This window comes from Streptomyces sp. NPDC033177, from assembly GCF_055577715.1.
The window spans coordinates 243,799-257,904 of sequence record NZ_JBVIPS010000007.1 but is presented as its reverse complement, the minus strand read 5'-3'; the positions used below and the strand labels follow the sequence as shown (position 1 = coordinate 257,904).

Here is a 14,106-nt window from a genome sequence, read left to right as displayed (position 1 = left end):
AGATCGCCCGGGGCCGCGGACTGGTTCCCGCACGACCGGAATCTGCCCTTAGAGTTACGCGCAGAAGAGCGAGGAAACGGGGGGTGCATGAGCACGGAAGCGCGACGGGCCCCAGTCCCGCCACGTCCCACGACTCCGCCCCCGCCGCCGGGCCCGCCCTCGTCGATGCCGCCGCCCGCCCCTTCGGCCCGCTTCCCCGACACAAGCCCGCCCCCGTCGGACCCCGAGCCGTCCGACGAAGACCAGGACTCCCTCCTCGGCGACCTGCTCGCGCCCTTCGACCGGGTACGGCTGCCACGGCCGTCGGCGTCATCGGATGACGCGCGGGGCGCGGGTGACGTGCGGGCCGTGAACGACGTGAGGGGCGTGGGTGACGCGTGGGCCGAGGGTGACGTGCGAGCCGTGGACGACGTGCGGGGCGTGGGTGACGCGTGGGCCGAGGGTGACGTGCTGGCTGCTGGCGACGTGCGGGGCGGGGGTGACGTGCGCGCCGTGGACGACGTGCGGGGCGGGGGTGACGTGCGGACCGTGGACGACGTGCGGGGCGCGGGTGACGCGTGGGCCGAGGGGGACATGCTGGCGGCCGGCGACGCGCGGGGCGTGGGTGACGTGCGGATTGCGGACGACGTGCTGGCTGCCGGCGACGCGCGGGGCGCGGATGACGTGCGGGCCGCCGGCGACGCGCGGGGCGTGGGTGACGTGCGGATTGCGGACGACATGGGTGATCCGGGCCACCTGGCAGCGCGTGACGCCGCGAGAGGTCGGCTTGCCTGCTCGACGGGATCGTTCCCGCGCCCCCCGGGGCCCGACAGTGCGGACGACGCCGCTGACGAGATACAGCGAGGCGCCTGCGAGGTGGAGACACAGGATTCTCCGCCCCCGCCGCCCGCGTCGGCGCGCTTCCCCGACGCACCGCCCCCGGCGGCGGCGACGCGGACAGCCGCGCACACCGCCGACCCTGCCCCGGCCCCCGCCAAGCCCCCGCCGCTCCCTGCCGACCCGCCGCACACCGCCGACCCTGCCCCCGCCAAGCCCCCGCCGCTCCCTGCCGACCCGCCGCGCATCGGCGCCCCGGACACGGAGGAGGAGCGGCACACCGCGGAGTACCGGCTCCGTCCGCCGATGCCTCCGGTGCCCCCGCCGCCGGATGCGGCGACTGCGGGCATACCCGGGCAACCGCCGCGGCCCGCAAGCGATCCCGTGGCCGACCCCGCGGACGTCACCGCCGCAGCACTCCCTTCAGAACCCCCGCCCGTCCGCGAGGCAAGGAGCCCCGTGGCCCCGCCCGCCCCCGCACACCCCCACGCACCCGAACCCATATCCCCACCCCCACCATCACCCCCACCCACTCCCTCCCCCCGAACGGCCGCCGCCCGCCGCGCGGTCGGTGCCGTTGACCTGACGCCCGGCCCCGGAGCGGGGCGGCCCTTCGTGTCGTTCGCCCGGCCCGCGCTGTACGACGACAGCACCACGCGACTGCGTCCCGTCCGCACCTGGGCCCAGCCCCGCGTGACCGCCGCCGCTGCCTGTGTCGTGCTCGGCCTCGGCCTCATCGGGGGCGCGGCGACCGGGAGTTGGCTGACCGGGGGCTCCGAGGGAACGGCCACCACGCCCTACACGTACGCCGCGGCGGGCGAGCTCTGGCACAGCGTGCCCGTCGACCAGCTCTTCCCGGCCACCCTCAAGGGAGAGGGCGCGGGCCCCGGCGGAGCCGACCGCACCTGGACCCGCGTCGCCGTGGCCCCCGACTCGCACTGCAAGAGCGCCTTCGACCCGCTCCTGCGCAAGGCCCTGGCCCCGGCGGGCTGCCTGAGGCTGCTGCGCGCCACGTACACGGACGCGACCCGCAGCCATGTCACCACCGTGGGACTGCTGTTCACCAAGGCCGACGCAGACGCGATGCGCTCGCTGCGCACCCGCTTCACGGAGGAAGGCCTCGACCGGCGCCCCGACCTGATGCCACGGCCGTACGCCGCCAAGGGCACCCCGGCCGCTGGTTTCGGCGACGCCCAGCGCGCCTCCTGGACCGTCTCCGTGCTTCCGGACGCCCCCGTGGTCGCCTTCTCCGTCTCCGGTTTCGCCGACGGCCGCACCGTCACCGAACCCGAACCCGCCGAAGAGGCCATGAAGACCTCAGCCACCTCCGCCCCCGCCCAGGCCGGCCTCGGGCAGGAGGCGCAGGGCATCGCCGACCGCGTGGAGCGGCGCCTGCGCAAGACCATCGCGGCCACGGAGAAAGCCTCATGAGAATCCGTCGGCCGGTCGTCGCCGCCCTCGCCGCCTCGCTCGCCCTGCTGCCCGCCACCGCCCACGCCGACGACGGCATACGAGCGCAACAGTGGGCCCTCGACGCCATGCACACCAGCCAGGCCTGGCAGACCACCAAGGGGAAGGGCATCACCGTCGCGGTCCTTGACACCGGCATAGACGGCGGCCATCCCGACCTGGCAGGCAGCGTCCTCGAAGGAAAGGACATGGTCGGCTTCGGGGCGAAGAAGGGCGACCGCCCCTGGGCCCGGCACGGCACCGCCATGGCCGGCATCATCGCGGGCCACGGACACGGCGCGGGCCGCGCGGACGGCGTGGTCGGCATCGCGCCGGAGGCCAAGATCCTGCCGATCCGCGTGATCCTCGAGGACGGCGACCCGGACCGCTCGAAGGCCCGCAACACCCGGGGCAACGCCCTCGCCGACGGCATCCGCTGGGCCACCGACCACGGCGCCGACGTCATCAACCTCTCCCTGGGCGACGACTCCAAGTCCGCGCACCCGGAGCCCGCCGAGGACGCCGCCGTCCAGTACGCCCTGAAGAAGGGCATCGTCGTCGTCGCGTCGGCGGGCAACGGCGGCGAGCGCGGCGACCACATCTCGTACCCCGCGGCCTACCCCGGCGTCATCGCCGCCACCGCCGTCGACGAGGGCGGCGACCGCGCCTCCTTCTCCACCCGCCGCTGGTACGCCACGGTCAGCGCCCCCGGCAAGGACATCGTCATCGCCGACCCGGACCGGGAGTACTACGAGGGCTGGGGCACCAGTGCCGCTTCGGCGTTCGTGTCCGGCGCCGTCGCCCTCATCCGCGCAGCCCACCCCGGCCTGACACCGCCCCAGATCAAGAAGCTCCTTCAGGACACCGCCCGCGACGTGCCGAGCGGCGGCCGCGACGACTCCCGCGGCTTCGGCTTCATCGACCCGGCGGCCGCGATCGCCGAGGGCGGCAAGATGAAGCCGGACGGACTGAAATCGGCGGCGTACGGCAAGAAGTACTTCGGCCCGGGCCCGGACACCGACCAGGGCGATGACGGGCCCGCCGGCTGGGTGGGCCCGGCCGCGGGTGGCCTGGGCGCGGCGCTTCTGGCGGCGGCGGTCTATCTCTGGCGAGGGCGCCGGGGGAGCGGTCGGGGCGCTGCTCGGTAGGGCTGCGGTGGCGGAGTCGGCTCCGTGGCGAACGGCGGTCCTGCGGGCTGGCGAGGCGTGGCGCTTCTGGCGGCGGCGGTCTACCTCTGGCGAGGGCGGCGCGGGAGCGGTCGTGGCACGGCTCGGAAGGGCTGCGGGGAGCCCGCCCCCGGCACCGCCCGACAGGGCCAGGACCGCGGTCGATAGGCTCGTGACCGTGGCGAACAAGAACATCCCGGACCCCGGCTTCTCCGACGACGACGGCTCCGCGGACCCCCGGCTCACCGCGGCCCTGACCGCGTGGGCCGAGGACCGCACGGCCCACGGCCCCGTCCTGGAGGCGCTCACCGGTGCCCGGCTGCTCGTCCCCGTGGTCGCCGTCCTCGGCGAGGTCGAGGAGGACGAGAACGGGCTGCGCCGCGAGAAGACCAGCGACATGGCGGTCCCCACCCTGAAGGCGGGCGACCGCAAGGCGCTGCCCGCGTTCACCTCCACCCAGGCCCTCGCCCTGTGGGACCCGGAGGCCAGGCCCGTCGCGGTCCCGCTGCACCAAGCGCTCCAGGCCGCCGCGCACGAGCAGGCCGACACCATCGTCCTCGACCTCGCGGGACCCGTCCCCTACGAGATCAACCGGCACGCCCTGATCGCCCTCTCCGAAGGCCGCCACACCCAGGACCCGCTCTTGGACCCCGCCGTCACGGCCGCCGTGCGCGCGTCCGTCGCCGCCGAGCCCGCCGTCCTGCGCGCCTACCTCGGCGAGGGCTCTGCGGACGGCACCCTCGCGCTCGTCCTGGACCCGTCGGCGGACCCCGCCGAAGCCGCCCAGCGCGTCGCCCGGCACATCGCGGCCGACGAAACGCTGAGGGCCCGCCTGGTGAGCGGCCTCGACCTGGCACTGCTGCCGGCCGAGGCGACGCCACCGGGCGAGCCCTTCTACGTACGTACGTGACTCACGTGCGTCGGTGATTCACGTGACCGCTCAGCCGAAGACCGGGCCCGTGTACTTCTCGCCCGGACCCTGACCCGGCTCGTCCGGGACCTCGGACGCCTCGCGGAAGGCCAGCTGCAGCGACTTCAGGCCGTCGCGCAGCGGGGCCGCGTGGAAGGAGGAGATCTCCGTGGCGCTCGCGTCCATCAGGCCGGCGAGCGAGTGGATCAGCTTGCGGGCCTCGTCGAGGTCCTTGTGGTCCTCGCCGCCCTCGGCGAGACCGAGGTTCACGGCCGCCGCGCTCATCAGGTGGACGGCGACCGTGGTGATCACCTCGACCGCGGGGACGTCCGCGATGTCGCGGGTCAGGGTGTCGAAGTCGGGGGAGTCGGAGGCCGGGCCGGTGCCGGACTCGGGGGTGGGGGTCGCGTCGCTCATGTCCCACACGATAAGCGGAGCCCCGCCCGGAGCGGTCCGCGGGAGTCCGCGGCAGCCCACGGGCGCCGTTGGTTAGCCCCACCCCCGCGGAGCTGCTAACCTTGTGTAACGACCGGCCGGATACTCGCGTGCCACGCAGAGACCCGGCCCACAAGTGGAGGCTCCGCTTCCCACCTTGCTGCTCTAGAGCGGCGGGTCACCGGTCAGGCGGCCGCAGTCCCCGAGACTACGGCAGGCCCGAGATGCGCCCCGCGATCATCGCGGAGGTGCTCCGGTAGTAATGGAGCCCCTTCCTGTGATCGGTTGGGGCATTTTTTGTGTACTCACTCGGTTGGTCGAGATAACAGACGTAACGCGGCTGTCCGCCAGACCGCCGCGTGGTGCTACCGAGGAGGATCCATCAGCGCCGAGCCCCGCATCAACGACCGGATTCGCGTTCCCGAGGTGCGACTTGTCGGTCCCAGCGGCGAGCAGGTCGGGATTGTTCCGCTTGCCAAGGCCCTTGAGCTCGCACAGGAGTACGACCTCGACCTGGTCGAGGTGGCGGCGACCGCCCGTCCGCCCGTGTGCAAGCTCATGGACTACGGGAAGTTCAAGTACGAGTCGGCCATGAAGGCCCGTGAGGCGCGCAAGAACCAGGCGCACACGGTCATCAAGGAGATGAAGCTCCGGCCGAAGATCGACCCGCACGACTATGACACCAAGAAGGGTCACGTCGTCCGGTTCCTCAAGCAGGGCGACAAGGTCAAGATCACGATCATGTTCCGTGGTCGCGAGCAGTCCAGGCCGGAACTCGGCTACCGACTGCTGCAGCGTCTCGCGAACGACGTCGAAGACCTCGGGTTCATCGAGTCGAACCCGAAGCAGGACGGCCGAAACATGATCATGGTCCTCGGTCCGCACAAGAAGAAGACCGAAGCCATGGCCGAGGCTCGCGAGGCCCAGGCGGTCCGCAAGGCGGACGCGAAGGCCAACCCGGGCCGCTCGCAGAACTCCGCCGAGGGGGAGGAGTCTGCAGAGGCTCCTGCCGAGGCTGCCGCCGAAGCTCCTGCCGAGGCCCCTGCCGAGGCTCCTGCCGAGGCCTGATCCCAGGACGCAAGTCCGGGGATCGCCAACTGACACATACGGTTCCCGGATGCCCGGTTTCACGACCGGGCATCCGAGTGCCACTGACGAGGAGAGAACGGCGCTATGCCGAAGAACAAGACGCACAGCGGTGCCAGCAAGCGCTTCAAGATCACCGGCTCCGGCAAGGTGCTCCGCGAGCGCGCCGGCAAGCGCCACCTGCTCGAGCACAAGTCGTCCCGTCTGACGCGTCGCCTCTCCGGCAACGCCGAGATGGCCCCGGGCGACGCCAAGAAGATCAAGAAGCTTCTCGGCAAGTGAGTTCCGGCGCACACCGCGCCTGAACTCTGACCGGGACCCAATCGATACCGGGTCGTGTGAGTCCAACCACGGCCCCGCTACAAGGAGTTAACAAGTGGCACGCGTCAAGCGGGCAGTCAACGCCCACAAGAAGCGTCGGGCAATCCTCGAAGCGGCCAGCGGCTACCGCGGCCAGCGTTCGCGCCTGTACCGCAAGGCCAAGGAGCAGGTCACCCACTCCCTGGTCTACAACTACAACGACCGCAAGAAGCGCAAGGGCGACTTCCGTCAGCTGTGGATCCAGCGCATCAACGCCGCTGCCCGCCAGAACGGCATGACGTACAACCGCCTCATCCAGGGTCTGAAGGCCGCCAACATCGAGGTGGACCGCAAGATCCTCGCGGAGCTCGCCGTCAACGACGCGAACGCCTTCGCGGCGCTTGTCGAGGTTGCGCAGAAGGCTCTGCCGTCGGACGTCAACGCCCCGAAGGCTGCCTGAGCCTTGCTCTGAGCTGCACGTGACCGGACCCGCAAGCCTGCAGGCTTGCGGGTCCGCTTGCGTCCGTTGTCCGTCGACTGCCGGCCGCACTCGGCTGGTCGCGCCCACGCGGCGGAGGCGCAAATCGACACAGCCCCGCGCCCCTTATGGGGCGCCCCCTGCTTCACGAAAGTGACTTGATGCCCGCCAGCCCCGAGTTGATCTCCCCCAAGTCCCCCCGCGTCAGCGCCGCACGGCGGCTCGGCAAGCGGAACTTTCGGGGCAAGGAGCGGCTGTTTCTCGCCGAGGGGCCGCAGGCCGTGCGGGAGGGTGCCGCGCATCCGGACACGCTCGTCGAGCTGTTCGTCACCGTCGAGGCCGCCGAGCGTTACGCCGACATCGTGGGGGAAGCCCGTGCCGCCGGGGCGCGGGTGCACCTCGCCGACGAGGACGTCATCGCCGACATCTCGACGACCGTCACGCCGCAGGGGCTCGTCGGTGTCTGCCGGTTCATCGACACCTCCTTCGACGGCATCCTCGCCGCCCGGCCCAAGCTGGTCGCTGTCCTCGCGCACGTCCGTGACCCCGGGAACGCCGGCACCGTACTGCGGTGTGCCGACGCGGCGGGGGCCGACGCCGTCGTCCTGACGGACGCCTCCGTGGATCTCTACAACCCCAAGTGCGTGCGTGCGTCGGTCGGTTCGCTGTTCCATCTGCCCGTCGCCGTCGGCGTACCCGTCGAGCGGGCCGTGCAGGGGCTGAAGGACGCGGGCGTACGCATCCTCGCCGCCGATGGAGCGGGCCAGGACGACCTCGACGACGAGCTCGACAAGGGCACCATGGGCACGCCGTCCGCCTGGGTCTTCGGCAACGAGGCCTGGGGGCTCCCGGAGGAGACCCGCGCACTCGCCGACGCCGTGGTGCGCGTTCCGATCCACGGCAGAGCCGAAAGCCTCAACCTCGCGACGGCCGCGGCCGTGTGCCTCTATGCCTCCGCCCGTGCACAGCGTGCGGCTGGAGGGTGCCGTTCCGTCACTCCCAGCTAGTAGGGTGACGGGCTCGGAGGCCTCCTGCGCCGGTCCGAGAGGTGGGGTACGGGGAATGAGCATCGGCACGAGCAGATCACCGGGGGTACAGGACATCCTGTCCACTCGCGCGGACCATGGCGCCCTCGGTGACCTCGGCGGCCTCGGTGTCGACCCGGACGACCTGCCCGACGGCCTCGTGGTCGCGGACGAGACCGGCCACGTCATCTGCTTCAACGCCGCGGCCGTGCGGATCACCGCGGTGGACGCCGACGACGCCCTGGGCGCGCCCCTGGAACGCGCCCTTCCTTTAGAGGACCTCGAAGGCCGCCGCTGGTGGCAGCTGACCGATCCCTACGGCGGCCTCGCCACCCGCTTCGCCCAGCCCGAGCGCAATCTGCTGCTTCCCGGCGGGCGCGAGGTCCTCGTCTCCGCGCGCTATGTGCGCACCGCGCCCACCGGCCCCGTCCGCCGCGTCGTCGTCGCCATCCGCGACACCGAGGCCCGCCGCCGCACCGAGCGCAGCCACGCGGAGCTGATCGCCACCGTCGCCCACGAGCTCCGCTCGCCCCTCACCTCCGTGAAGGGCTTCACCGCGACGCTGCTGGCCAAATGGGAGCGCTTCACCGACGACCAGAAGAAGCTGATGCTGGAGACGGTGGACGCCGACGCCAACCGCGTCACACGGCTCATCGCCGAACTTCTCGACATCTCCCGCATCGACTCCGGACGCCTTGAACTGCGCCGTCAGCCCGTCGACATCGGTGCCGCCGTGGGCCGCCACATCCAGGCCCACGTCGCCTCCGGCCAGGACGCGGACCGCTTCCTCGTACGGATCCAGCAGCCGCTGCCCGACTGCTGGGCCGACCCCGACAAGATCGACCAGGTACTCAGCAACCTGCTGGAAAATGCCGTGCGGCACGGCGAAGGAACCGTCACCATCGACGTGGCACCTTCGTCGTCCCCGCGCGAGCGGGGCGGGGCCGAGACGGCCGTGACCGTGAGCGACGAGGGAACCGGCATTCCGGAGGAATCGATGGGCCGCGTCTTCACCCGCTTCTGGCGGGGCAGCAAGCGCGGCGGGACGGGACTGGGCTTGTACATCGTGAAGGGCATCGTGGAAGCGCACGGCGGGACGATCACCGTCGGCCGCGCGCCCGGCGGCGGCGCCCAGTTCCGATTTACGTTGCCCGTGGGCACTCCGGCGTATCTCCTGTGACCTTCTCCGGTCACCACTGATCACTTCTGATCCGCCTGAGCACCGCCCGCGGGCTCATTCACCCGCGTCACCCCCGTTAGACTCGATCCTTGGCACGTTTGCGTCCCTGATCTGTGGACGATTCGTCTCCGAGTCGTAGACGGGGACCATCACCAGCCAACCGGAAGCACGGGAAGAGATGTCGGCACCGAACAAGTCGTACGACCCTGTTGAGGTCGAGGCACTGAAACCTGAAGAGATCGAGCGCATGCGGGACGAGGCGCTCGCCGCCTTCGCCGCCGCCGGCGACCTCGAAAAGCTCCAGGAGGCCAAGGTCGCGCACACCGGCGGCACCTCACCGCTGGCCCTCGCCAACCGCGAGATCGGCGCGCTCCCCCCGCAGGCCAAGGCCGAGGCCGGCAAGCGCGTCGGCATGGCGCGCGGCGCGGTCAGCAAGGCGCTCGCCGCCCGCCAGACCGAGCTGGAGGCCGAGCGCGACGCCCGGGTGCTCGTCGAGGAGGCAGTGGACGTCACGCTGCCGTACGACCGCGTCCCGGCCGGTGCCAGGCACCCGCTGACCACGTTCATGGAGCGTGTCGCCGACGTCTTCGTCGCGATGGGCTACGAGATCGCGGAGGGCCCCGAGGTCGAGGCGGAGTGGTTCAACTTCGACGCCCTGAACTTCACCCCGGACCACCCGGCCCGGCAGATGCAGGACACGTTCTTCGTCCAGGGCCCCGAGGGTGCCGTGGGCGACGAGTCCGGTGTCGTCCTGCGCACGCACACCTCGCCCGTGCAGGCCCGCGCGCTGCTCGAACGCCGTGAGCCGCCCGTCTACATCGTCTGCCCCGGCCGCGTGTACCGCACGGACGAGCTGGACGCGACGCACACCCCGGTCTTCCACCAGATCGAGCTGCTCGCCGTGGACGAGGGCCTGACCATGGCCGACCTCAAGGGCACCCTGGACCACATGGTCCAGTCGCTCTTCGGCGCGGACATGAAGACCCGCCTGCGTCCGAACTACTTCCCGTTCACCGAGCCGTCCGCCGAGATGGACATGGTCTGCTACGTCTGCCGTGGCGAGTCCGTGGGCAACCCCGACCGCCCCTGCCGCACCTGCGGCAGCGAGGGCTGGATCGAGCTGGGCGGCTGCGGCATGGTCAACCCGAAGGTGCTCACCGCCTGCGGTGTCGACCCCCAGAAGTACAGCGGATTCGCCTTCGGGTTCGGCATCGAACGGATGCTGATGTTCCGCCACAACGTCGAAGACATGCGAGACATGGTCGAGGGTGACGTCCGGTTCACCCGGCCCTTCGGGATGGAGATCTGATGCGGGTCCCGCTTTCCTGGCTGCGGGAGTACGTCGATCTCCCCGTTTCCGAGACCGGCCGTGACGTACAGGCCAAGCTGATCGAGGTCGGCCTCGAGGTCGAGACCGTCGAGCAGACCGGCGCCGGCCTCACCGGCCCGCTCGTCGTCGGCAAGGTCCTCACCATCGAGGAGCTGGAGGGCTTCAAGAAGCCCATCCGCTTCTGCACGGTCGACGTCGGCCAGGCCAACGGCACCGGCGAGCCGCAGGAGATCGTCTGCGGCGCGCGGAACTTCGCCGTCGGCGACAAGGTCGTCGTCGTGCTTCCGGGCGCCGTCCTGCCCGGCGACTTCAAGATCGCCGCGCGCAAGACGTACGGCAAGACCTCGCACGGCATGATCTGCTCCGGCGACGAGCTGGGCATGGGCGACGACGGAAGCGGCGGCATCATCGTCCTTCCGCCCGAGCACGAGGCCGGCACCGACGCGATCAAGCTGCTCGAACTGGTCGACGAGGTCCTGGACATCGCCGTCACGCCCGACCGCGGCTATGCCCTGTCGATGCGTGGCGTCGCCCGCGAGGCCGCCATCGCGTACGGCCTGCCGCTGCGCGACCCGGCGCTCCTGGACGTGCCCGCGCCGAACGCCCACGGCTACCCCGTCAAGATTTCCGACCCGATGGGCTGCGACCGCTTCACCGCGCGCACGGTCACGGGCCTGAAGCCCGAGTCCCGCTCGCCGATCTGGCTGCAGCGCCGCCTGCAGAAGGCGGGCATGCGCCCGATCTCGCTCGCCGTCGACATCACGAACTACGTGATGCTGGAGCTCGGCCAGCCCCTGCACGCCTACGACCGCTCCCGCATCGAGGGCACGATCGGTGTGCGCCGTGCCGAGCAGGGCGAGAAGTTCACGACGCTCGACGGCGCCAAGCGCGTCCTCGACGCCGGGGACCTGGTCATCACCGACGACCGTGGCCCGATCGGCCTCGCGGGCGTCATGGGCGGCGCCAACACCGAGATCGCGGACCACGAAGAGGCCGCCGGTACGACCGACGTCGTCATCGAGGCCGCGCACTTCGACGCGATCTCCATCGCCCGCACGGCCCGGCGCCACAAGCTGCCCTCCGAGGCGGCCAAGCGCTTCGAGCGCGGCGTGGACCCGCAGGCCGCGTCCGCCGCCGCGCAGCGCACCGTGGATCTCCTCGTGCTGCTCGCGGGCGGCACCGCCGAGGCCGGCGTCACCGAGGTCATCGCGCCCTCCGCGCCGCACACGATCGCGATGCCTGCCGATCACCCGGACAAGGTCGCCGGTGTGGAGTACGGCCGCGAGACCGTCGTTCGCCGCCTCCAGGAGGTCGGCTGTGACGTCTACGGCCAGGATGCCCTGACGGTCACCGTGCCGTCCTGGCGTCCCGACCTCGCCGAGCCGAACGACCTCGCCGAAGAGGTCATCCGGCTCGAGGGGTACGAGAACCTCCCCTCGACGCTGCCCAAGCCCCCCGCGGGCCGCGGCCTGACCGACAGGCAGCGGCTGCACCGCCGCGTCGGCCGTGCCCTGGCCGGCAGCGGCTACGTCGAGGCGCCGAACTACCCCTTCATCGGCGAGCAGGTCTTCGACCAGCTGGGTCTTGAGCCCGGCGACCCCAAGCGCCGGGTCGTGAAGCTGGTCAACCCGCTCTCCGACGAGGAGCCCGCTCTTCGTACGACGCTGCTGCCGGGGCTGCTCGGCGCGCTGCGCCGCAACGAAGGCCGCGGCAGCCACGACCTGGCGCTCTTCGAGACGGGCCTGGTGTTCCAGCCTCGCGACGAAGCCCGCGTCGCGGTGCGACTGCCCGTCGACCGCCGTCCCACGGACGAGGAGATCGCGTCCCTGACCGAGGCGCTCCCGGTCCAGCCGCGGCACGCCGCCGTCGTCCTCGCGGGCGCACGCGAGCAGGCCGGCTGGTGGGGCAAGGGTCGTCCGTCCGAGTGGGCCGACGCGGTCCAGGCCGCGCGCGCCCTGGCCGCCGAGTCGGGCACCGAACTGCTCGTGCGCCAGGGCCAGTACGGGCCGTGGCACCCGGGCCGGTGTGCCGAGCTCGCCGTCGTGGTCGACGGAGCGGAGCAGGTCATCGGGCACGCGGGCGAGTTGCACCCGCGCGTCGTCAAGGCGCTCTCGCTGCCCGCGCGCACCTGCGCGATGGAGCTGGACCTGGACCGTCTGGAGGAGGCGAGCACCGGCGTCCCGCAGGGCCCGAAGATCTCCACCTTCCCGGTCGCCACGCAGGATGTCGCGCTCGTCGTCGACGGGGGTGTGCCCGCCGCCGACGTGGAGAAGGTGCTGCGCGAGGGCGCGGGTGAACTCCTGGAGTCCATCCGGTTGTTCGACGTCTTCGAGGGCGAGCAGATCGGCGAGGGCAAGAAGTCCCTGGCGTACGCGCTGCGTTTCCGCGCGGCCGACCGCACGCTGACCGTCGACGAGGCCTCCGCGGCCCGGGACGCGGCCGTCGCCCTGGCGACCGAGCGGACCGGCGCGGTGCTGCGCGGAGCGTAGTCACCGCCAGTAGTCGCCGCCAGGCGCACAAGGGGCGCAAAGAAGGGCGTATCCGGGCCTCCGGATACGCCCTTCACTCGTTTGAGTGACAACCAAGCCCTCTCTGGTCCGATCGGCTCAGACGGTCGACAGAATCGGTGCGGCCGCAGGGCCTTGATCTGTACGGCCTGTGCGGTCCGCACGCTGGACAGGGCCGTTGGGGGGCCGTCGGCATGATCCGTATCAGGGCTGGAGATCCCCGCCGGGCGCTGCTCCGGGCGAGGAACCGGGCCGGGCTCCGGGTGAAGGACGGGACGAGGGTGTCCCGGGTGGATCCGCCGCGCATCCGGCGCGTCCTCACGCTCGGTCTTCCCACGGTGTGGGGCGCGGCCGCCGTCACATACAAACTCGTGTGCCCGCTCGCCCAGCAGGACGGCCTGGGCGCCCGGATCGTCACCAGCGCGGTCTTCTTCGCGGTCGGCACCGGTCTGATATTGCAGGTCCGCGGCCCACTGCTGAGGGAGCTGCGCCAGCTACGGGAGGTCGCGGGCGCCGCACAGAACGTCCTGCTCCGCCCGCTGCCGCCGCGCGTCGAGGGCCTCACGGTCGCGGCCGGGCGGGTGTCCGCGTCACGCGGCGCCTCCGTCGGCGGGGATCTGTACGAGGTGGTGGCCACCGAGCACGGCGTGCGGGTGGTCATGGGCGATGTGCGCGGGCACGGCCTGACCGCCGTCAGCACGGCCGCCGCGGTGCTCGGCAGCTTCCGCGAGGCGGCGCACGAGGAAGCTGAACTGGCGCACGTACTCCGTAAGTTGGAGCGTTCCCTGGGGCGGCATCTGCGGGAGCGGTCGCGGGCCGAGCACCCGGCGAACGGCGCTCCGGCGCCGGAGAGTCCGTCGGCCGAGGAGTTCGTCACCGTACTGCTGATGGAGATCGGTCCCGAAGGCGAGCTGACCGCGCTCAACTGCGGTCACCCCTGGCCGTACCGCCTGAGCGGGCACGCCGAGCCGGTCGCCGACGGGGATCCGTTGCCGCCGCTCGGACCCTTCCCGCTCCCCGCCGAACTGCCCCTGCTGCACTGCGGACCGCTCCTTCCCGGGGAGGCGCTCGCCCTGCACACCGACGGCATGGAGGACGCGCGGGACGCGACCGGACGGTTCTTCCCGCTCCAGGCGGCGCTCACCGAAGCGGTGCGGGTCCCGCCGGTCGCGCCCCAGACGGTGATCCGCGCGGTGTACGCACAACTCGCGCGCCACACCGGGCGGTTACCCACGGACGACGCCGCGCTCCTGGTCCTGCGGAACGACCGACGACGCGTGCCGGTACAACAGGGGGAGACGGTGCGTCGGCAAAGCACCATGACATGACGCACCGTCAACCTCCGCCGGCCTTGCGCCGCCCGACCCCGCCTGTAGGTGTCGGGCAGACGGCGGGGCGGGCGGCGCCGGTGTGGGCCGCCGTAC

12 protein-coding genes are annotated in these 14,106 nt (G+C 71.9%); 11 read left to right on the top strand and 1 reads right to left on the bottom strand.

The window, feature by feature from the left end:
* The first annotated feature begins 87 nt into the window (after nucleotides 1-87).
* The 3 genes from ACZ5U5_RS24955 (at nucleotide 88) to ACZ5U5_RS24945 (ending at nucleotide 4,341) form a co-directional block, all read left to right on the top strand.
* On the top strand, nucleotides 88-2,247 hold the full coding sequence (locus ACZ5U5_RS24955) for a hypothetical protein (protein WP_469025507.1): 2,160 nt from the start codon (nucleotides 88-90) through the stop codon (nucleotides 2,245-2,247).
* Complete coding sequence (gene mycP, locus ACZ5U5_RS24950) at nucleotides 2,244-3,413, top strand: type VII secretion-associated serine protease mycosin (RefSeq protein ID WP_469025504.1); 1,170 nt, start codon at nucleotides 2,244-2,246, stop codon at nucleotides 3,411-3,413. Before ACZ5U5_RS24955 ends, mycP begins: the two co-directional genes overlap by 4 nt.
* Before the next feature lie 196 nt (nucleotides 3,414-3,609).
* Nucleotides 3,610-4,341, top strand: a complete 732-nt coding sequence (locus ACZ5U5_RS24945) for an SseB family protein (RefSeq protein WP_469025502.1) — start codon at nucleotides 3,610-3,612, stop codon at nucleotides 4,339-4,341.
* Between the two features lie 30 nt (nucleotides 4,342-4,371).
* On the opposite strand, the gene ACZ5U5_RS24940 is transcribed toward ACZ5U5_RS24945, so the two are convergent.
* Nucleotides 4,372-4,758, bottom strand: a complete 387-nt coding sequence (locus ACZ5U5_RS24940; RefSeq protein ID WP_469025500.1) for a DUF1844 domain-containing protein — start codon at nucleotides 4,756-4,758, stop codon at nucleotides 4,372-4,374.
* Nucleotides 4,759-5,157: 399 nt separating this feature from the next.
* On the opposite strand from ACZ5U5_RS24940, the gene infC reads away from it, so the two are divergent.
* The 8 genes from infC (at nucleotide 5,158) to ACZ5U5_RS24900 (ending at nucleotide 14,010) form a co-directional block, all read left to right on the top strand.
* Nucleotides 5,158-5,844 (top strand): translation initiation factor IF-3, encoded by a 687-nt coding sequence (infC, locus tag ACZ5U5_RS24935; RefSeq protein ID WP_469026110.1) that lies wholly within the window; start codon nucleotides 5,158-5,160, stop codon nucleotides 5,842-5,844.
* Between the two features lie 105 nt (nucleotides 5,845-5,949).
* Nucleotides 5,950-6,144: a 50S ribosomal protein L35 gene (rpmI, locus tag ACZ5U5_RS24930; RefSeq protein WP_135330421.1), complete on the top strand. Its 195-nt coding sequence runs from the start codon at nucleotides 5,950-5,952 to the stop codon at nucleotides 6,142-6,144.
* Nucleotides 6,145-6,238: 94 nt separating this feature from the next.
* Nucleotides 6,239-6,622 (top strand): 50S ribosomal protein L20, encoded by a 384-nt coding sequence (gene rplT, locus ACZ5U5_RS24925; RefSeq protein WP_003970214.1) that lies wholly within the window; start codon nucleotides 6,239-6,241, stop codon nucleotides 6,620-6,622.
* Between the two features lie 179 nt (nucleotides 6,623-6,801).
* Nucleotides 6,802-7,647, top strand: coding sequence for a TrmH family RNA methyltransferase (locus tag ACZ5U5_RS24920; RefSeq protein WP_469025497.1), 846 nt, complete (start codon nucleotides 6,802-6,804; stop codon nucleotides 7,645-7,647).
* A gap of 55 nt (nucleotides 7,648-7,702) precedes the next feature.
* Nucleotides 7,703-8,845: a sensor histidine kinase gene (locus ACZ5U5_RS24915; RefSeq protein WP_469025495.1), complete on the top strand. Its 1,143-nt coding sequence runs from the start codon at nucleotides 7,703-7,705 to the stop codon at nucleotides 8,843-8,845.
* A gap of 178 nt (nucleotides 8,846-9,023) precedes the next feature.
* Nucleotides 9,024-10,154 (top strand): phenylalanine--tRNA ligase subunit alpha, encoded by a 1,131-nt coding sequence (gene pheS / locus ACZ5U5_RS24910; protein ID WP_365820938.1) that lies wholly within the window; start codon nucleotides 9,024-9,026, stop codon nucleotides 10,152-10,154.
* On the top strand, nucleotides 10,154-12,664 hold the full coding sequence (gene pheT, locus ACZ5U5_RS24905; RefSeq protein ID WP_469025491.1) for a phenylalanine--tRNA ligase subunit beta: 2,511 nt from the start codon (nucleotides 10,154-10,156) through the stop codon (nucleotides 12,662-12,664). Before pheS ends, pheT begins: the two co-directional genes overlap by 1 nt.
* 299 nt (nucleotides 12,665-12,963) lie before the next feature.
* A complete protein-coding gene (locus tag ACZ5U5_RS24900; protein ID WP_469025489.1) occupies nucleotides 12,964-14,010 on the top strand; it encodes a PP2C family protein-serine/threonine phosphatase in 1,047 nt (348 codons plus the stop codon).
* Nucleotides 14,011-14,106 lie beyond the last annotated feature (96 nt).